Below are 19,960 nucleotides of genomic sequence, written 5' to 3'. Positions count from 1 at the left end.
ACCTTAAATAGTGGGTCTGCTTAGAAGCGGAAGTGCGAGAAGGCCTTGTTGGCTTCTGCCATACGGTGCACTTCGTCACGCTTCTTCATCGCGCCGCCACGGCCTTCGGCCGCGTCGAGCAACTCACCAGCCAGGCGCAGGTCCATGGACTTTTCGCCGCGCTTGCGCGCAGCGTCGCGCAGCCAACGCATGGCCAGAGCCATACGACGCGACGGACGTACTTCAACAGGAACTTGATAGTTGGCACCGCCTACACGGCGGCTTTTTACTTCAACAACCGGCTTGGCGTTGGCCAGAGCGGTGTTGAATACTTCCAGGGCATTCTTGCCGGATTTCTTTTCGATCTGTTCCAGAGCACCGTAGATGATGCGTTCTGCAACGGATTTCTTGCCATCGATCATGACTACGTTCATGAACTTGGACAGGTCCTGGGAACCGAACTTCGGATCCGGCAGGATTTCGCGCTTGGGGACTTCTCTGCGACGTGGCATGTTACTTCCTTAGATTATTCAGTTGAGCTTTGGCTCATGACTACCCAATGGAGCAGTCACTTACTAGACGACCCTGAGTGTTGATCAGGCCGCCTTGAGTGCAACCCAATTACTTGGGACGCTTGGCGCCGTACTTGGAACGAGCCTGTTTACGGTCTTTAACACCTGCGGTGTCGAGGGAGCCGCGAACGGTGTGGTAGCGAACACCCGGCAAGTCTTTTACACGACCGCCGCGGAGCAGCACTACGGAGTGTTCCTGCAGGTTGTGGCCTTCACCACCAATGTAGGAAATCACTTCGAAACCGTTGGTCAGACGAACCTTGCACACTTTACGCAGAGCCGAGTTCGGCTTCTTCGGAGTGGTGGTGTAGACACGGGTGCACACGCCACGCTTCTGCGGGCAGGCTTCCAGCGCAGGCACCTTGCTCTTCGCCTTGATGGCGACGCGGCCTTTGCGAACGAGTTGGTTAATGGTTGGCATTACTATCAGTTCCTAGTTGAAGCTCTCCAGCGGCAACACGCCGCCAGAAAGGACGGAGGATTATATTTTAGTCAACGTCCTACCGTCAATGAAAACAACGCCGCCCCATCACCTTAACCGTTGATAGGGCAGCGTTTTTTCAACACTTTGCGTCAGGGCCTTCCGAGGCGGGCAATTCCGCCCCTTTCCGGCCAGGACGACTAAGCGTTATTCGTTGCTGTCGAGCGCGTCGGCCGGGGCGATGTCGAAGAACTGAGCTTCGGCCGCTTCCAGCGTATGCTGCGTCGAACCGCGACGGGTGCGGTGGTAAGCCAGGCCGGTACCCGCCGGGATCAGACGACCGACGATCACGTTTTCCTTCAGGCCGCGCAAGTCGTCCTTCTTGCCCATGATCGCCGCTTCGGTCAGCACGCGGGTGGTTTCCTGGAAGGAAGCCGCGGAGATGAAGGAGTCGGTGGACAAGGACGCCTTGGTGATACCCAGCAGCACGTTTTCGTACTGCGCAGGCTCACGGCCTTCCGCCAGCATCTTGTCGTTCATTTCCAGCGCGTCGGCGCGTTCCACCTGCTCGCCCTGGATGAACTCGGTGTCGCCGCTGTCGGAGATGATCACGCGACGCAGCATCTGGCGAATGATCACCTCGATGTGCTTGTCGTTGATCTTCACGCCCTGCAGACGATACACCTCCTGCACCTCTTGAACGATGTAGCGAGCCAAGGCCTCGATACCCTGCAGACGCAGAATGTCGTGCGGATCCACCGGACCGTCGACGATGGATTCGCCGCGGTTCACCACCTGACCGTCGTGCACCAGCACGTGCTTGTCTTTCGGGATCAGGTTTTCGTAACCATTGCCTTCCAGATCGGTGATGATCAGGCGCTGCTTGCCCTTGGTGTCCTTGCCGAAGGAAATCGTACCGGTCACTTCCGCCAGCATGCCGGCGTCTTTCGGCGAACGCGCTTCGAACAGCTCGGCCACACGCGGCAGACCACCGGTAATATCGCGGGTCTTGGACGATTCTTGCGGGATGCGGGCCAGCACTTCGCCCTTGCCCACTTCCTGACCGTCGCGCACCGTGATAATGGCGCCCACCTGGAAGGTGATCGATACCGAGGCTTCGGAACCGGCCAGCTTCACTTCGTTGCCGTTGTCGTCCAGCAGCTTCACCAGAGGACGCAGCATCTTGGACTGCGAACCGGCGCGGCGCTTCGGATCGATCACCACCAGCGTCGACAGACCCGTCACTTCGTCGGTCTGCTTGGCTACGGTGTTGCCCTCTTCCACGTTTTCGAACTTCACGCGGCCCGCGTACTCGGTGATGATCGGACGGGTGTGCGGGTCCCAAGTGGCCAACACCGCGCCCGCCTTGATCACCAGACCGTCGGTGACCATCAGGGTCGCGCCGTACGGCACTTTGTGACGCTCGCGCTCACGGCCCATATCGTCGTGGATCACCACTTCGCCGGAGCGGGTGATGACGATCAGCTCGCCCTTGGTGTTCGCCACATAGCGCATCTGACTGGAGAAGCGCACGGTGCCGTTGGACTTGCCCTCCACCTGGCTGGCGGCCGCGTTTCGCGACGCCGCGCCACCGATGTGGAAGGTACGCATGGTCAGCTGGGTGCCCGGTTCGCCAATGGACTGGGCGGCGATCACGCCGATGGCTTCGCCGGCGTTGACGCGCTTGCCGCGCGCCAGGTCGCGACCATAGCACTTGGCGCACAGGCCGTAGCGGGTGTCGCAAGTGATGGCGGTACGCACCTTCACTTCGTCGATGCCCAGGCTGTCCACCACGTCCACCAGATGCTCGTCCAGCAGGGTGCCGGCTTCGATCACGGTCTCGCCGGTGGACGGATCCACCAGGTCGATCGCGGCCACGCGGCCCAGGATGCGGTCGCGCAGCGGTTCGATCACGTCGCCGCCTTGCAGCACGGCCTTCATGGTGAAGCCGTTGCTGGTGCCGCAATCGTCCTCGATCACCACCAAGTCCTGGGTCACGTCGACCAAACGACGCGTCAGGTAACCGGAGTTCGCGGTCTTCAAAGCGGTATCCGCCAGACCCTTACGCGCACCGTGAGTGGAAATAAAGTACTGCAGTACGGTCAGGCCTTCGCGGAAGTTCGCGGTAATCGGCGTCTCGATAATCGAGCCGTCCGGCTTGGCCATCAGACCCCGCATGCCGGCCAGCTGCTTGATCTGGGCGGCGGAACCCCGCGCGCCCGAGTCGGCCATCATGTAAATGGAGTTGAAGGATTCCTGATCGACTTCCTTGCCTTCGCGGTCCAGCACCTTCTGCTTGGACAGCTCGTCCATCATCGCCTTGGCGATCTTGTCGCCGGTGCGGCCCCAGATGTCCACTACCTTGTTGTAGCGTTCGCCCTGGGTCACCAGACCTTGACGGTACTGCTCTTCGATCTCTTTGACTTCCTTCTGCGCGTCGGCGAGCAGGTCGACCTTCTTGGCCGGGATCTGCATATCGTCCACGCAAATGGAGATGCCGCCGCGAGTGGAGTAGGCGAAACCGGTGTACATCAACTGGTCGGCGAAGATCACGGTATCGCGGATGCCGCAACGGCGGAACGATACGTTGATCAGCTTGGAGATTTCCTTCTTCTTCAGCGCCTTGTTGATGTGCTCGAACGGCAGGCCTTTCGGCAGGATGTCGGACAGAATGGCGCGGCCCACGGTGGTGTCGTAACGCTTGATCACCGGCTGGAACTCGCCCTGCTCGTCTTTTTCCCACTCGCGCAGACGCACGGTGATGCGCGTCGCCAGCTCAACCTGACGGGTTTCGTAGGCGCGATGCACTTCCTTGGTGTCCGCAAACACCATGCCTTCGCCCTTGCCGTTCACCTTATCGCGGGTCATGTAGTACAGACCCAACACGATATCCTGTGACGGCACGATAATCGGGTCGCCGTTGGCCGGGGACAGCACGTTGTTGGTGGCCAGCATCAGGGTGCGGGCTTCCATCTGCGCTTCCAGCGACAGCGGCACGTGAACAGCCATCTGGTCACCGTCAAAGTCGGCGTTGAACGCCGCGCAGACCAGCGGGTGCAGTTGGATGGCCTTGCCTTCGATCAGCACCGGCTCGAACGCCTGAATACCCAGGCGGTGCAGCGTCGGCGCGCGGTTCAGCAGCACCGGATGCTCGCGGATCACGTCTTCCAGGATGTCCCAGACTTCCGGCACTTCCTGCTCTACCAGCTTCTTGGCCGCCTTGATGGTGGAGGCCAGACCCATCACTTCCAGCTTGTGGAAGATGAAGGGCTTGAACAGTTCCAGCGCCATTTTCTTAGGCAGGCCGCACTGATGCAGACGCAGGGTCGGGCCCACGGTAATCACGGAACGACCGGAGTAGTCCACGCGCTTACCCAGCAAGTTCTGACGGAAACGACCGCCCTTGCCCTTGATCATGTCGGCCAGCGACTTCAGCGGACGCTTGTTGGCGCCGGTCATCGCCTTGCCGCGACGGCCGTTGTCCAGCAGCGAGTCAACCGATTCCTGCAGCATGCGCTTCTCGTTGCGCACGATGATGTCCGGCGCGCGCAGTTCCAGCAGGCGCTTCAGACGGTTGTTACGGTTGATCACGCGGCGGTACAGATCGTTCAGATCGGAAGTCGCGAAGCGACCGCCGTCCAGCGGCACCAGCGGACGCAGTTCCGGCGGCAGCACCGGCAGCACTTCCAGGATCATCCATTCCGGCTTCATGCCGGAACGTTGGAAGGCCTCCAGCACTTTCAGGCGCTTGGAGATCTTCTTGATCTTGGTGTCGGAGCTGGTGGCCTTGAGTTCGGCGCGCAGAGTCTCGATCTCGCTGTCCAGGTTCAGCTTCTTCAGCAATTCCTTGACCGCTTCGGCGCCCATCATGGCGACGAACTCTTCACCGTACTGGTCTTCCTTGTCCAGGAAGTCCTCTTCGGTCAGCAGCTGACGGTATTGCAGCGGGGTCATGCCCGGATCGGTCACCACGAACGCTTCGAAGTACAGCACGCGTTCGATGTCGCGCAGCGTCATGTCCAGCACCATGCCCAGACGCGACGGCAGCGACTTCAGGAACCAGATGTGCGCGGTCGGGCTGGCCAGCTCGATGTGGCCCATGCGTTCGCGACGCACCTTGGACAAGGTGACTTCCACGCCGCACTTCTCGCAGATCACGCCGCGATGCTTCAGGCGCTTGTACTTGCCGCACAAGCACTCATAGTCCTTCACCGGTCCGAAGATGCGCGCGCAGAACAGGCCGTCGCGTTCCGGTTTGAAGGTACGATAGTTGATGGTTTCAGGCTTTTTTACTTCACCATAAGACCAGGAACGGATCTTGTCAGGCGAGGCGATGCCGATCTTAATCGCATCAAACTCTTCTTCTTGCGTAACTTGCTTAAAGAGGTCGAGCAGAGCTTTCATTGCGTCTCCAGTCAGGGGACAGGCGCGGCGGCTTGCCGCGCCCATTCAACCCAATCAATAACGTTCCAGGTCCATGTCGAGGCCGAGCGAACGGATTTCCTTCACCAGCACGTTGAAGGATTCCGGCATGCCGGCATCGATCTTGTGCTCGCCCTTGACGATGTTCTCGTACACCTTGGTACGACCGGTCACATCGTCCGACTTCACGGTCAGCATTTCCTGCAGGGTGTAGGCGGCGCCGTAAGCTTCCAGCGCCCAAACCTCCATCTCACCGAAACGCTGGCCGCCGAACTGGGCCTTACCGCCCAGCGGCTGCTGAGTCACCAGCGAGTACGGGCCGGTGGAACGCGCGTGCATCTTGTCGTCGACCAGGTGATGCAGCTTCAGATAGTGCATCACGCCCACGGTGACCTTGCGGTCGAAGGCTTCGCCGGAGCGGCCGTCGTACAGGGTCATCTGGGTCTTGGACTCATTAAAGCCCATTTTCTCGGTCAGCGGGTCAGCATCCGGGTAGGCCAGATCCAGCATGTGCTTGATCTCGGTCTCCTTGGCGCCGTCGAACACCGGCGTCGCGAACGGCATGCCCTTGCGCAGATTGTCCGCCAGGGCCAGCACTTCGTTGTCGCTCAGCGAGGCGATGTCCTCGACCTTGCCCGCTTCGTTGTAGATGCGCTCCAGATAGCCGCGCACCAAGGAAGCGTTCTGCTGATCCGTGATCATGCGGTCGATTCGCTCGCCGATACCCTTGGCGGCCCAACCCAGATGCACTTCCAGGATCTGACCGATGTTCATACGCGACGGTACGCCCAGCGGGTTCAGCACGATGTCGACCGGACGGCCGTCGCCCATGTAAGGCATGTCTTCGATCGGCAGGATGCGCGATACCACGCCCTTGTTGCCGTGACGGCCGGCCATCTTGTCGCCGGCCTGCAGGCGGCGCTTAACGGCCAGGTAAACCTTGACCATCTTCTGCACGCCCGGCGGCAGCTCGTCGCCCTGGGTCAGCTTGCGCTTCTTGTCTTCGAACTTGAGGTCGAATTCTTCGCGCTTCTGCGCCAGGCTTTCCTTGATCAGTTCCAGCTGCTTGGCGATGTCTTCATCGGCCATGCGGATGTCGAACCAGTCGTGCTTGGACGGCAGATCGGCCAGGTATTCCTGATCGATCACAGTGCCTTTCACCAGACGCTTCGGACCGCCGTTGGCCACTTTGCCGACGATCAGACGCTCGATACGGCTGAAGGCGTCGTTGTCGAAAATACGCAACTGGTCGTTCAGGTCCAGGCGATAGCGCTTCAGTTCCGAATCGATGATGGACTGGGCGCGCTTGTCGCGCTCAATGCCTTCGCGGGTGAACACCTGAACGTCGATCACGGTGCCCACGGTGCCGGTCGGCACGCGCAGCGAGGTGTCCTTCACGTCGGAAGCCTTCTCGCCGAAGATCGCGCGCAGCAGCTTCTCTTCCGGGGTCAGCTGGGTTTCGCCCTTAGGCGTCACCTTGCCCACCAGCACGTCGCCGGCTTCGACTTCGGCGCCGATGTACACGATGCCGGATTCATCCAGACGGCCGGCCATGCGCTCGGACAGGTTCGGGATGTCGCGGGTGATTTCCTCGGGGCCCAGCTTGGTGTCGCGGGCAACCACGGACAGTTCTTCGATATGGATCGAGGTGTAGCGGTCTTCGGCGACCAGCTTCTCCGAGATCAGGATCGAGTCCTCGTAGTTGTAACCGTTCCACGGCATGAAGGCGATGGTCATGTTCTGACCCAGCGCCAGCTCGCCCAAGTCGGTGGAGGCGCCGTCGGCCACCACGTCGCCGCGGGCGATGTGGTCGCCCACTTTCACCACCGGACGCTGGTTGATGTTGGTGTTCTGGTTGGAGCGGGTGAACTTGGTCAGGTTGTAGATGTCCACGCCCACTTCGCCGGCAACGGCTTCTTCGTCGTTGACGCGAACCACCACGCGGGTCGCGTCGACATAGTCGACCACGCCGCCGCGGCGCGCCACCACGGTGGTGCCGGAGTCAACCGCCACCGAGCGCTCGATGCCGGTGCCCACCAGGGCTTTTTCCGGACGCAGGCAAGGCACGGCCTGGCGCTGCATGTTGGCGCCCATCAATGCGCGGTTGGCGTCATCGTGTTCCAGGAACGGAATCAGCGAAGCGGCGACGGACACCACCTGACCGGTGGCCACGTCCATGTACTGTACGCGGTCCGGAGTCGCCAGAATGGTTTCGCCCTTCTCGCGGCAGGTCACCAGCTCGTCGATCAGCGCGCCTTCTTCGCTCAGCTCGGCGTTGGCCTGAGCAATCACGTAGCGGCCTTCTTCGATCGCGGACAGGTAGTCGATCTCGTTGGTGACCTTGCTGTCCACTACCTTGCGGTACGGGGTTTCCAGGAAGCCGAACTCATTGGTGCGCGCATAGACGGACAAGGAGTTGATCAGACCGATGTTCGGGCCTTCCGGCGTTTCGATCGGGCACACGCGGCCGTAGTGGGTCGGGTGTACGTCGCGCACTTCGAAGCCGGCGCGTTCGCGGGTCAGACCGCCCGGGCCAAGAGCCGATACGCGGCGCTTGTGGGTGATTTCCGACAGCGGGTTGGTCTGGTCCATGAACTGGGACAGCTGCGAGGAGCCGAAGAACTCCTTGATCGCGGCGGACACCGGCTTGGCGTTGATCAGGTCGTGCGGCATCAGGTTGTCGGATTCCGCCTGATTCAGGCGTTCCTTGACCGCGCGCTCCACGCGCACCAGGCCGGCGCGGAACTGGTTTTCGGCCAGTTCGCCCACCGAACGCACGCGACGGTTGCCCAGGTGATCGATATCGTCCACTTCGCCGCGGCCATTGCGCAGCTCGGTCAGGATGGCGATCACGGACACGATGTCTTCAGTCGACAGCGTGCCTTCCATCACATCGCGACGCTCGGCGAACTTCTCGCCGATCAGCACCTTGAACCACTCAGGGGTCTTGTCGTCGAATTTGTACTGGTAGGTGCGCGAGCTGAACTTCATGCGGCCCACGCGCGACAGATCGTAGGTTTCTTCGCTGAAGAACAGACGCTGGAACAGCGCTTCCACCGCGTCTTCCGTCGGCGGTTCGCCCGGACGCATCATGCGGTAGATGGCCACGCGGGCCTGCAGCTGGTCCTGGATGTCGTCGGCGCGCAGCGTCTGGGAGATGTAGGAGCCCTGATCCAGATCGTTGGTGAACAACACTTCCACCTGCTGGATATCGGCCAGCGCCAGCTTGGCCAGCACTTCCTCGGTCACTTCGTCATTGGCGCGCGAAATCAGCTCGCCGGTGTCGGCGTTGGCGACGTTGTGCGCCAGCACCTTGCCCAGCAGCGCGTCGGCCGGCACTTCGATGCGGTCCAGCTCAGCGGTCTGGATGTCGCGGATGTGCTTGGCGGTAATACGCTTGTCCTTGGCCACGATCAGCTTGCCGTCGGCGGCAACGATGTCGAACTTGGCCACTTCGCCCTTCAGACGATCCGGAACCACGCGCATGAACACGCCGCTCTTGGTCAGGTAGAAGGTGTCGAAGCTGTAGAACTCGGACAGGATTTCTTCGTTGGTGTAACCCAGCGCCTTCAGCAGGATGGTCACCGGCATCTTGCGGCGACGGTCGATACGGAAGTACAGCAGGTCTTTCGGGTCAAACTCGAAGTCCAGCCAGGAACCGCGGTAAGGAATCACGCGGGCGGAGAACAACAGTTTGCCGGAGGAATGAGTCTTGCCGCGGTCGTGCTCGAAGAACACGCCCGGGGAACGATGCAACTGAGAAACGATGACGCGCTCGGTGCCGTTGATGATGAACGAACCATTGGTCGTCATCAGCGGGATTTCGCCCATGTACACTTCGTTCTCGCGCACTTCCTTCACCACCGGCTTGGAAGACTCTTTGTCGAAGATGGTCAGGCGGATGCGCGCACGCAACGGAGCGGCGTAGGTAATGCCGCGCAGCTGGCACTCCTGCACGTCGAACGGCGGCTCGCCCAAGACGTAATGAGCGAAGTCCAGACGCGCATAGCCATTATGGCTGATGATCGGATAGATCGATTTGAACGCAGCCTGAAGGCCCACATCCCTACGCTGGTCAAGCGGCACACCCAACTGGAGAAATTCGGTGTAGGAATCAATCTGGGTCGCCAACAGGAATGGGACATCGAGAACACTGGCACGCTTCGCAAAACTTTTACGAATACGCTTCTTCTCAGTAAACGAATAACTCATAGAGTCTCCATCGAGGTGGGGTGGCGCAAGCAAGAAACCAAAAGTCAGCAGCCACGCTCAATAATTGCTGGCTTTTACCTTCTTCGTTTCGGCCAACTACAAGCGCAATAAGGCTGGCGGATTTCTCCGCCAGCCTCACCCTCTTTTTTCAAAGAAGATTATTTGATTTCAGCCTTAGCACCGGCTTCGGTCAGCTGTTTCAGGATGTCGTCGGCTTCAGCCTTCGCCACGCCTTCTTTCAGGGCTTTCGGAGCGCCGTCAACCAGGTCTTTGGCTTCTTTCAGGCCCAGACCGGTGATTGCGCGCACAACCTTGATCACGCCAACCTTGTTGTCGCCAGCGCCAGTCAGGATAACGTCAAACTCGGTTTTTTCTTCAGCGGCAGCAGCGCCGGCGCCAGCCGGGCCAGCAACAGCAACAGCAGCGGCGGAAACGCCGAACTTCTCTTCGAACGCCTTAACCAGGTCGTTCAGTTCCATCACGGTCAGACCAGCAACGGCCTCGAGGATGTCTTCTTTGGTGATTGCCATGTGAAAATCTCCTGAATTCTATAAGAATCAAATAAGTTAAGCGGCTTCGGCTTGCTTCTTGTCGGACAGGGCGGCCAGCGCGCGGGCGAAGCCAGCGACCGGAGCCTGCATAACGTAGAGAAGCTTGGACAGCAGTTCTTCGCGGCTCGGGATGGACGCGAGCTCAGCAACCTGAGCGGCGTTCAGCACCTGGCCATCGTAGGAACCTGCTTTGACGATGATTTTGTCGTCAGCCTTGGCATATTGATGCAGCACCTTGGCAGCAGCTACCGGGTCGGTGGAAACAGCGTAAACCAGCGGGCCGACCATTTGGTCAGCCAGACCGGCAAACGGAGTGCCTTCCACAGCACGGCGAACCAGCGTGTTCTTCAGAACGCGCAGGTATACGCCATTCTCGCGCGCCTGAGCGCGGAGTTTGGTCATGCTGCTTACCTCGATGCCCCGATATTCAGCGATAACGAGGGTCTGAGCGTCTGCCAGCGTGGCAGATACTTCAGCTACGACCGCCTTTTTATCTTCGATATTGAGACTCAAGGTCTACCTCCTAGACTGAAATGAAGCGAAAGGATTTTCGCTTCGCTTTGCAGCGGCGACCTACATCAGGAGACATCATAAAGAACTGGTGCTCATGGGCGGAATTGAACCGCCGACCTCTCCCTTACCAAGGGAGTGCTCTACCCCTGAGCTACATGAGCTTGAACTTTGTTCAGAAGCCTGTTTCGGGTACACCATCTGCGTAGGGTGCGGACTTCCATACCGGCAAATCTGCGATTAAGCCTTTCGGCGCCTACGGTCTTTGACAACCTGGCAAGCGAACTTGCCAGCCCAAAGCCTTGGCGAGGCGGCGAACCGCCCCGCCAAACTCAAACAGCGATTAAGCGCTGATCGAGTTGGTATCTACACGAGCGCCGACACCCATGGTGCTGGATACGGCGATCTTTTTCAGATACACGCCCTTGGAAGCTGCCGGCTTGGCTTTCACCAGGGCATCAACCAGAGCGGAGAAGTTTTCACGCAGAGCTTCGGCTTCGAAAGAAGCACGGCCGATGGTGGCGTGAACGATACCGGCCTTGTCGGTACGGTACTGAACCTGACCGGCCTTGGCGTTTTTCACGGCCTCGGCTACGTTCGGGGTCACGGTGCCCACCTTCGGGTTCGGCATCAGGCCGCGCGGGCCCAGGATCTGACCCAGCTGACCCACAACGCGCATGGCGTCCGGGGAGGCGATCACGATGTCGAAGTCCAGATTGCCGGCTTTAACCTGCTCGGCCAGATCGTCGAAACCAACGACTTCGGCGCCAGCGGCTTTAGCGGCTTCAGCGTTCGCGCCTTGAGCGAACACGGCAACGCGTACGGACTTGCCGGTGCCGCGCGGCAGAACCACGGAACCACGAACCACTTGGTCGGATTTACGCGGATCCACGCCCAGATTCACGGCCACGTCGATGGACTCGTCGAATTTGGCGGTGGCGGCGGCTTTCACCAGGGAGATCGCTTCGTCGATAGCGTACAGCTTGTTGCGATCAACGCCAGCCTTCAGAGCTTGCAAGCGCTTGGAAACCTTAGCCATTACACGCCCTCCACTTCCAGACCCATCGAACGGGCGGAGCCGGCGATGGTGCGAACAGCGGCGTCCAGATCGGCAGCGGTCAGATCCGGCTGCTTGGTCTTGGCGATTTCTTCCAGCTGAGCGCGAGTCACTTTACCCACCTTGTCGGTATTGGCCTTGGCCGAACCGGACTTGATGCCAGCAGCCTTCTTCAGAAGGATGGTGGCCGGCGGGGTCTTCATCACGAAGGTGAAGGACTTGTCCGCGAATGCGGTAATCACTACGGGAATCGGCAGACCCGGCTCAACGCCTTGGGTCGCGGCGTTGAACGCCTTGCAGAATTCCATGATGTTCAGACCACGCTGACCCAGGGCCGGACCGATCGGCGGCGACGGGTTGGCTTTGCCAGCGGGCACTTGCAGCTTGATATAGCCGACAATTTTCTTTGCCACGATTAAACTCCTAGTTTGGGTATAGCGCGAGCGTCAACTCGCTTCCCGACGAAAGCGCAACAGTATACACGCTTAAAAAAAGCTTGCCAAGAGGCAGACTTACAACTTCTCAACCTGACTGAATTCGAGCTCAACCGGGGTGTCGCGGCCAAAAATCTGCACCGACACGCGCAGCTTGTTGCGCTCGTAGTTCACTTCGTCGACCGAACCGTTGAAGTCGTTGAACGGGCCGTCGATGACGCGCACCTTCTCGCCCACTTCGAACAGCACCTTCGGCTTCGGCTTTTCCACGCCCTCTTGCATCTGCTGCATGATGGCCTCGACTTCCTTCTTGGAAATCGGCGCCGGGCGGTTGGCGGTACCGCCAACAAAACCGGTCACTTTCGGCGTGCTCTTGACCAGATGCCAGGTATCGTCGGTCATTTCCATCTCGACCAACACATAGCCCGGGAAAAACTTGCGCTCGGTAATGGAGCGACGGCCATTCTTGACGTCGACAACCTCTTCCACCGGCACCAGGATTTGACCAAATTGATCGGCGACATGAGAACGCTCGATGCGCTCGCGCAACGCCTTTTGCACGCTTTTTTCAAAGCCAGAATAAGCGTGAACCACATACCAGCGCATTGCCATTATTTACCTCGACCGAGAATCACATCATAAAACAACCAGGACAGACTGGAGTCCACCAACCACATGAACAAGGCCAGCACCAGCACGAAAACAAACACCATGCCGGTCATCTGCATCGCCTCTTTGCGAGTGGGCCACACCACCTTACGAGCCTCGACCAGAGACTCGTTGGCGTAAGTGACGAAACTCTTGCCCGGCTGCGACAGCCAAACCGCCCCAACCGCCAGAATCACGCCGGCCACAAACGAAAGCGCGCGCAAAATACCCTGATCCGCCGGAATCATGTAAAAGCCGACGATACCGGCCGCCACCAGCAAACCGGCCAGCGCCAGCTTGATTTTATCTTGCATTTCCATGTCGATATCTTCTCTTGCGCGTATGCGACAAAAGACCAACCGGCGCACAAGCGCCGGCTGGTCTTAATTGGCAGGCCAGGAGGGTCTCGAACCCCCAACCCTCGGTTTTGGAGACCGATACTCTACCAATTGAGCTACTGGCCTTTAAACCTGATTAAGCGATGATCTTAGCTACCACACCGGCGCCGACGGTACGACCGCCTTCGCGGATGGCGAAACGCAGACCATCTTCCATGGCGATCGGAGCGATCAGCTCAACAGTGATCTCCACGTTGTCGCCCGGCATTACCATTTCCACGCCTTCCGACAGGGTAACGGCGCCCGTTACGTCGGTGGTGCGGAAGTAGAACTGCGGACGGTAGTTCGCGAAGAACGGGGTGTGACGGCCACCTTCGTCTTTGCTCAGTACGTATACCGAAGCCTGGAACTTGGTGTGCGGGGTGATGGAACCCGGCTTAGCCAACACCTGACCACGCTCAACGTCTTCACGCTTGGTGCCGCGCAGCAGCACGCCCACGTTGTCGCCAGCTTGACCTTGGTCCAGCAGCTTGCGGAACATTTCCACGCCGGTGCAAGTGGTCTTCGCGGTAGCCTTCAAGCCCACGATTTCCAGTTCTTCGCCGACTTTAACAATGCCGCGCTCTACGCGACCGGTTACCACGGTGCCACGGCCGGAGATCGAGAACACGTCTTCGATCGGCAGCAGGAACGGCTTGTCGATGGCGCGTTCCGGAGTCGGGATGTAGGAATCCAGAGCAGCAGCCAGCTTGAAGATGGCCGGTTCGCCGTATTCGGACTGGTCGCCTTCCAGCGCCAGACGAGCGGAGCCGATTACCACCGGGGTGTCGTCGCCCGGGAAGTCGTAGGAAGACAGCAGATCGCGAACTTCCATTTCAACCAGTTCCAGCAGCTCAGCGTCGTCCACCAGGTCGGCCTTGTTCAGGAACACGATGATGTACGGAACGCCAACCTGACGGGACAGCAGGATGTGTTCGCGGGTTTGCGGCATCGGACCGTCAGCGGCCGAGCACACCAGGATAGCGCCGTCCATCTGGGCAGCACCGGTAATCATGTTCTTAACGTAGTCGGCGTGACCCGGGCAGTCTACGTGAGCGTAGTGGCGGGACTCGGTTTCGTATTCTACGTGAGCGGTATTAATGGTAATACCGCGAGCCTTCTCTTCCGGCGCGCTGTCGATCTGGGAGTAGTCCTTGGCTTCGCCACCGAACTTCTTCGACAGAATAGTGGTGATCGCAGCGGTCAGAGTGGTTTTACCATGGTCCACGTGACCGATGGTGCCGACGTTTACGTGCGGTTTAGTCCGCTCGAACTTTTCCTTAGCCATGGCAAAATTTCCTGGATACGAAACAACACAAAGTAAATGGTGGTGCCCATGGGCAGAATTGAACTGCCGACCTCTCCCTTACCAAGGGAGTGCTCTACCCCTGAGCTACATGGGCCCTTTAAAACAGGCTACACGCTTGGAGCGGGTGAAGGGAATCGAACCCTCGTCGTAAGCTTGGAAGGCTTCTGCTCTACCATTGAGCTACACCCGCCTGCAACAACAACCTCGAGCGACTTTCATCGCACACGCCAAGACGCTAAATTCTGGTGGAGGGAGAAGGATTCGAACCTTCGAAGGCAGAGCCGTCAGATTTACAGTCTGATCCCTTTGACCGCTCGGGAATCCCTCCTGAAAGAGACCCGAATATTATAGATAGCCCCGATGGCCGTCAACCGGTTTTTGCATTTTTTTCTAATTATTTTGCCCGCAAAAGCAAAGCGCCCCGGCAAACCCGGGGCGCTTCCAATAAATTCAAAAACTTAGCGCGTCACGCCTGGCCGGATATCCGCAGATACTTCTGATGCAAGACCTCTTGAGTCTCCTCGTGAGACGGATCCAGAGGGATGCAATCGACCGGACAGACCTGCTGGCATTGCGGCTCGTCGTAGTGGCCGACGCACTGGGTGCACAGATTGGGGTCGATTTGATAGATTTCCTCGCCTTGGGAAATCGCGTTATTGGGGCACTCCGGCTCACAGACGTCGCAGTTGATGCATTCGTCGGTAATCATCAAAGACATAGTAAATTCCTCAAGTATTCCACAACATGAATTTTGTCACCCGACAGTCGGGCTCGCAAGTTCGCCCCGTTATATATTTATGAGACTGACTGCAGGCAAACCGCTCAGGCCGGCTCCGCCGCCCGGCGCAGCAAACCGTAGTGCACCTGACCGGCCTTGGCCCGCTTCAGCACCTCCCAGCCCGGCAGCTCTTCGGGCCAACGGCGGCTTTCGATATACGCCAGGCCGTCCTCGCTCATCACCTGAGCCAGCAAAGGCAAAACCTGCGTCAGCAAATCGGTGTCGAACGGCGGATCGACGAAGACGACGTCGAAACGATCGCGGCAGCCCTTCAGATAGGCCAGGGCATCGAACTGCGCCACATCGATGCTCGCGGCGGACAATAACTGCCGGTTGGCTTTCAAGGACTCGGCCACCACGCGGGATTTCTCCACCATCACCACGCGCCGCGCCTCGCGCGAAGCCGCCTCAAAGCCCAGAGCCCCGCTTCCGGCGAAAAGATCCAGGCAGGATTTGCCGTACAGTTGCTGGCCCAACCAGTTAAACAAAGTCTCCCGCACACGGTCCGGCGTTGGCCGTAAACCCTGAGCGTCGGGAAACGGCAATAGCCGGCGCCGATACTCGCCACCGATGATTCTGACCGTGTTACGCGACTGACTCATAATTCCAAGCTCAAAAAACAAGGGGCTGAGTGTAACCCGATCCGCGCCGTCGCGCCTCATTGTCGCGCAAACCGGCCGCCATCTGTCGCCGCTCACGCCACAAAAAGCCGTCTATTCCTTATATATAGATTTCAACGATGCGACGCCTCCGTCTCCCGCCGCGCAGCAACAATTGGGTAAGCACCTCCATTTGAGGATACAATTTAGCCATTTACCGAATTCCGCCGGCCTTTACGCATGTTTAGCTTCTTCAAAAGAAAAACCCAATCCGAGCCCACGCCTCCGGCAACCGCCCCTGCGGAGCCGACGGCCGATATTCAGCCCACCGCGCTGCCCGATGCGGGCGCGCCAGCCACCCAGTCCGAAACGCGGACACCCGAGCCGCCGCAAGCGCAGCCCGAGCCGACGCCCCCGACGCCCGCCCCCATCGCACCGGCTTCGCCGCCGGCGGCCGAGCCGCTTGAAGCCGAGCCGCTTTCGCTGAAGAAAATGAGCTGGGCCGAACGCCTGAAGGCCGGGCTGTCCAAAACCCGCGACAAGCTGGGCAAATCCCTGGCCGGCCTGTTTGGCGGCGGCAAGATAGACGAGGAGCTGTACGAAGAGCTGGAAACCGTGCTGCTCACCGCCGACATGGGGGTGGACGCCACCTTGCACCTGCTTGGCGACGTGCGCGAGCGCGTTTCGCTGAAAGGACTGAAAGACGCCTCGGAACTGAAAGACGCGTTGAAGGATTCGCTCGGCGACCTGATCTCGCCGCTGGAAAAGCCGCTGGACGTCAGCGGCAAGAAACCTTTCGTCATCATGATGGCCGGCGTCAACGGCGCCGGCAAGACCACGTCGATAGGCAAGCTGGCCAAGTACTACCAGAGCCAGGGCAAGAGCGTGCTGCTCGCCGCCGGCGACACCTTCCGCGCCGCCGCGCGCGAACAGCTGATGGCCTGGGGCGAACGCAACAACGTCACCGTGATCGCCCAGCAAGGCGGCGACTCCGCCGCCGTCTGCTATGACGCGATCCAGGCCGCGGTCGCCCGCGGCATCGACATCGTGCTGGCCGACACCGCCGGCCGCCTGCCCACCCAGTTGCACCTGATGGAGGAAATCAAGAAGGTGAAGCGGGTGATCCAGAAAGCCTTGCCCGACGCGCCGCATGAAATCATCCTGGTGCTGGACGCCAATATCGGCCAGAACGCCATCACCCAGGTCAAGACCTTCGACGACGCCCTCGGCCTGACCGGGCTGATTCTGAGCAAGCTGGACGGCACGGCCAAGGGCGGCGTGATCGCGGCCATCGCCAAGCAACGTCCGGTTCCGCTGCGTTTTGTCGGCGTGGGCGAAAGCATAGACGACCTGCGGCCGTTCAAGGCCAAGGACTACATCGACGCGCTGTTCGACTGAACGCATCAGCCATTGCAAGCTCTCACTCTTGCCGTCACCAGCTAACGCGGGAACAGAATAATGATCCAGTTCGACCAGGTCACCAAGCGCTACCCAGGTGGCAATGAAGCTCTGAAAAACCTGTCTTTCAACATCGACACCGGCGAGATGGTCTTCCTCGCCGGCCATTCCGGCGCCGGCAAGTCCACCTTGCTCAAGCTGATCGCCGGCATAGAGCGCGCCACCGCGGGCGGCGTCGTCGTCAACGGCCAGAACCTGTCCAAGCTGCGCTCCAGCCAGATCCCCTATGTGCGCCAGCACATCGGCCTGGTGTTTCAGGACCACAAGATCCTGTTCGACCGCAGCGTGTTCGACAACGTGATGCTGCCGCTGGACATCATCGGCTTCGATCGCCGCGACGCGGCCAAGCGCGTGCGCGCCGCGCTGGACAAAGTCGGCCTGCTCGGCAAGGAAAAGAGCATGCCGATCCGCCTGTCAGGCGGCGAGCAGCAGCGCCTGTGCATCGCCCGCGCCGTGGTGCACCGCCCCAGCATCCTGCTGGCCGACGAACCTTCCGCCAACCTGGACCGCGCCTATGCGCTGGACATCATGGAATTGTTCAAATCCTTCCACCAAGTGGGCGTCACCGTATTGATCTCCGCTCACGACGAGACCCTGATGGAAGACTACGGCCGCCGAATCATTCGCCTGCGGGAAGGACAATTTGCCGCATGAAACATTATCTCTATCTGAACTGGCAAAGTGCCAAACTCGCGCTGATCAAGATTCTGCGGCAACCTTTCGGCAGCTTGCTGACCTTGCTGATGCTGTCGCTGGCGCTGGCCTTGCCGCTCTCGCTTTATCTGGCCGTCAGCAGCGTGCAAGACTGGGTGGGCCGGCTGAGCGCCACGCCACAAGTCACCCTGTTCATGGAACAGTCATCGGAAGAGGCGGACCTGGCCGCGGTGACCTCCACGCTGACGCATCACCCCAAAATCAAGAGCTACAGCTTCGTCAGCAAGAGCAAGGCGCTGGCCGATATGGAAAAGCGCAACGGCCTGCCGGGCCTGGCCGACGGTCTGGACAGCAATCCGCTACCGGATGCCTTCGTGGTCACGCCGAAGGCGCTGGAGCCGCGTGAGCTGGAGATGCTGCAAAAAGAGCTCTCCGGCCTGCCCATGGTGGAACAGGCGCAATTCGACGCGGACTGGGCCAAACGTTTGTACGGCATGGTGGAAATGGGCAAGCATCTGACCTGGTTCATGGCCATCGCCCTGGGCCTGGCGCTGGTGCTGGTGACCAATAACGCGATCCGGATGCAAATCCTGGCGCGCCAGGACGAAATCGAGGTGTCCAAATTGATAGGCGCGCCGGACAGTTTCATCCGCCGCCCCTTCATGTACCACGCGATGTGGCAAGGCATCCTGGCCGGCTTGGCCGCCTGGGCGCTGACCGGTTGGCTGACCTCGGTGGCCAATCCGGCGATTCGCGAATTCGCCCAGTTGTACGGCGAACGGGTGGAACTGCGCAATCTGAACCCGATCGAACTGGCAGTCGCCGTCGCCGTCTCCGCCCTGCTGGCGATGCTGGGCGCCCGCCTCGCCTCCGACCATCATCTGCGCAAGATAGAACCCAAATGAAACGCGGCCGTTTGCACGCGCATGTAAGCGGCGCAACAACTGTTAATCAGAGCAAACGGCGTCGGCGCACCGGCTGCGCTACTATCGAGACGATAGAAAAAATCATTGGCGCTGGAACCTTTCATTGCTAGCACTCTCCATATACGAGTGCTAACATATCACTACCCAAGGAGGTAGTTATACAGATGACCACAACATTTGCTTTGCCCGTCCCGTCCACCAGCGGCAGCCTGGAGCAATACATCCAAGCTGTGAACAGCGTACCCATGCTGACGCCTGAGCAGGAAAACGAGCTTGCAACGCGCTTCCAGGAGCAAAACGACCTGGAGGCCGCGCGCCAGCTGGTGCTCTCGCACCTGCGCGTGGTGGTATCGATTTCCCGCGGCTACTCCGGATACGGCCTGCCGCAAGCCGACTTGATTCAGGAAGGCAATATCGGCCTGATGAAAGCCGTCAAACGCTTCGAACCCGATCGCGGCGTGCGCCTGTTTTCCTTTGCCGTGCACTGGATCAAGGCCGAGATTCACGAATTCATCCTGCGCAACTGGCGCCTGGTGCGCATCGCCACCACCAAGCCTCAGCGCAAGCTATTCTTCAACCTGCGCAGCATGAAGAGCAGTTTCTCCGCGCTGTCGGAAAACGAGGCCCGCCAAATCGCTGCCGATCTGGGCGTCAAGCCGGAAGAAGTCCGCGAGATGGAAACCCGCATGAGCGGTCAGGACATCGCCTTGCTGGCGGACGACAACGACGACGACGGCTACGCGCCGATCGACTGGCTGGCCGATCATCACAATGAGCCCACCCGCGAGATGGAGCGCCGCGCGTTCGACCATCTGCAGACCGAAGGCCTGCAACAGGCTTTGGCCACGCTGGACCCGCGCAGCCGCCGCATCGTTGAAGCGCGCTGGCTGGCCGACGACAGCGGCTCCACGCTGCACGAGCTGGCCGCCGAATTCGGCGTGTCCGCCGAGCGCATCCGCCAGATCGAAGCCAAGGCTTTGGGCAAAATGAAGACCGCGCTCAGCCAAGGCGTGGTGATAGAAGGCTAAGCGTCTTCCGCTCAATAAAAAACCA

17 protein-coding genes and 5 tRNA genes are annotated in these 19,960 nt (G+C 59.8%); 4 read left to right on the top strand and 18 right to left on the bottom strand.

Annotated features, from left to right (window positions below):
- Positions 1-20: 20 nt before the first annotated feature.
- From rpsG to rsmD, 18 genes are all read right to left on the bottom strand, one after another.
- Positions 21-491, bottom strand: a complete 471-nt coding sequence (rpsG, locus tag JC616_RS02590; protein WP_019103492.1) for a 30S ribosomal protein S7 — start codon at positions 489-491, stop codon at positions 21-23.
- A gap of 109 nt (positions 492-600) precedes the next feature.
- Entirely contained in the window at positions 601-972 is a 372-nt protein-coding gene (rpsL, locus tag JC616_RS02585) for a 30S ribosomal protein S12 (RefSeq protein WP_019103491.1), read from the bottom strand.
- A 207-nt stretch (positions 973-1,179) separates the two neighbouring features.
- On the bottom strand, positions 1,180-5,376 hold the full coding sequence (gene rpoC / locus JC616_RS02580; RefSeq protein ID WP_107797908.1) for a DNA-directed RNA polymerase subunit beta': 4,197 nt from the start codon (positions 5,374-5,376) through the stop codon (positions 1,180-1,182).
- Between the two features lie 54 nt (positions 5,377-5,430).
- Positions 5,431-9,606 carry a DNA-directed RNA polymerase subunit beta gene (gene rpoB / locus JC616_RS02575; RefSeq protein ID WP_227106576.1) on the bottom strand — a complete coding sequence of 1,392 codons (4,176 nt, stop codon included), beginning with the start codon at positions 9,604-9,606 and terminating at the stop codon, positions 5,431-5,433.
- Between the two features lie 158 nt (positions 9,607-9,764).
- The gene (rplL, locus tag JC616_RS02570) at positions 9,765-10,136 is read right to left on the bottom strand and encodes a 50S ribosomal protein L7/L12 (RefSeq protein ID WP_019102910.1); all 372 of its coding nucleotides are present in this window, start codon (positions 10,134-10,136) and stop codon (positions 9,765-9,767) included.
- 36 nt (positions 10,137-10,172) lie between these two features.
- Positions 10,173-10,670: a 50S ribosomal protein L10 gene (gene rplJ / locus JC616_RS02565; RefSeq protein ID WP_107797906.1), complete on the bottom strand. Its 498-nt coding sequence runs from the start codon at positions 10,668-10,670 to the stop codon at positions 10,173-10,175.
- An 86-nt stretch (positions 10,671-10,756) separates the two neighbouring features.
- Positions 10,757-10,831 (bottom strand) — tRNA-Thr (locus JC616_RS02560).
- Between the two features lie 179 nt (positions 10,832-11,010).
- A complete protein-coding gene (rplA, locus tag JC616_RS02555; RefSeq protein ID WP_048416069.1) occupies positions 11,011-11,706 on the bottom strand; it encodes a 50S ribosomal protein L1 in 696 nt (231 codons plus the stop codon).
- Complete coding sequence (gene rplK / locus JC616_RS02550; protein ID WP_048416070.1) at positions 11,706-12,137, bottom strand: 50S ribosomal protein L11; 432 nt, start codon at positions 12,135-12,137, stop codon at positions 11,706-11,708. Before rplK ends, rplA begins: the two co-directional genes overlap by 1 nt.
- Positions 12,138-12,236: 99 nt before the next feature.
- Positions 12,237-12,770 (bottom strand): transcription termination/antitermination protein NusG, encoded by a 534-nt coding sequence (gene nusG / locus JC616_RS02545; protein ID WP_048411720.1) that lies wholly within the window; start codon positions 12,768-12,770, stop codon positions 12,237-12,239.
- Positions 12,770-13,126: a preprotein translocase subunit SecE gene (gene secE, locus JC616_RS02540; protein WP_107797905.1), complete on the bottom strand. Its 357-nt coding sequence runs from the start codon at positions 13,124-13,126 to the stop codon at positions 12,770-12,772. Before secE ends, nusG begins: the two co-directional genes overlap by 1 nt.
- Before the next feature lie 68 nt (positions 13,127-13,194).
- Positions 13,195-13,270, bottom strand: a tRNA-Trp gene (locus JC616_RS02535).
- A gap of 10 nt (positions 13,271-13,280) precedes the next feature.
- Entirely contained in the window at positions 13,281-14,471 is a 1,191-nt protein-coding gene (gene tuf, locus JC616_RS02530) for an elongation factor Tu (RefSeq protein WP_227106574.1), read from the bottom strand.
- 40 nt (positions 14,472-14,511) lie between these two features.
- Positions 14,512-14,586, bottom strand: a tRNA-Thr gene (locus tag JC616_RS02525).
- A 22-nt stretch (positions 14,587-14,608) separates the two neighbouring features.
- Positions 14,609-14,682, bottom strand: a tRNA-Gly gene (locus JC616_RS02520).
- Between the two features lie 53 nt (positions 14,683-14,735).
- Positions 14,736-14,820: transfer RNA gene (locus JC616_RS02515), tRNA-Tyr, on the bottom strand.
- 138 nt (positions 14,821-14,958) lie between these two features.
- Complete coding sequence (locus tag JC616_RS02510; RefSeq protein WP_107797927.1) at positions 14,959-15,210, bottom strand: YfhL family 4Fe-4S dicluster ferredoxin; 252 nt, start codon at positions 15,208-15,210, stop codon at positions 14,959-14,961.
- 104 nt (positions 15,211-15,314) lie between these two features.
- Entirely contained in the window at positions 15,315-15,872 is a 558-nt protein-coding gene (gene rsmD / locus JC616_RS02505) for a 16S rRNA (guanine(966)-N(2))-methyltransferase RsmD (RefSeq protein WP_107797926.1), read from the bottom strand.
- 237 nt (positions 15,873-16,109) lie between these two features.
- Here rsmD and ftsY point away from each other — a divergent pair, with 237 nt between their 5' ends.
- The 4 genes from ftsY to rpoH all read left to right on the top strand — a co-directional run bounded on the left by ftsY (position 16,110) and on the right by rpoH (position 19,935).
- Positions 16,110-17,267 (top strand): signal recognition particle-docking protein FtsY, encoded by a 1,158-nt coding sequence (gene ftsY / locus JC616_RS02500; protein WP_227106572.1) that lies wholly within the window; start codon positions 16,110-16,112, stop codon positions 17,265-17,267.
- Positions 17,268-17,327: 60 nt separating this feature from the next.
- Positions 17,328-17,981, top strand: coding sequence for a cell division ATP-binding protein FtsE (ftsE, locus tag JC616_RS02495; protein WP_043592279.1), 654 nt, complete (start codon positions 17,328-17,330; stop codon positions 17,979-17,981).
- Entirely contained in the window at positions 17,978-18,886 is a 909-nt protein-coding gene (gene ftsX / locus JC616_RS02490; protein WP_107797924.1) for a permease-like cell division protein FtsX, read from the top strand. Before ftsE ends, ftsX begins: the two co-directional genes overlap by 4 nt.
- Before the next feature lie 185 nt (positions 18,887-19,071).
- Positions 19,072-19,935, top strand: a complete 864-nt coding sequence (rpoH, locus tag JC616_RS02485; protein ID WP_107797923.1) for an RNA polymerase sigma factor RpoH — start codon at positions 19,072-19,074, stop codon at positions 19,933-19,935.
- Positions 19,936-19,960: the final 25 nt, after the last annotated feature.

It is taken from the genome of Chromobacterium rhizoryzae (assembly GCF_020544465.1).
GTDB lineage: Bacteria > Pseudomonadota > Gammaproteobacteria > Burkholderiales > Chromobacteriaceae > Chromobacterium.
The sequence above is the reverse complement of the archived record's forward strand: the minus strand, read 5'-3'. Positions and strand labels throughout refer to the sequence as shown.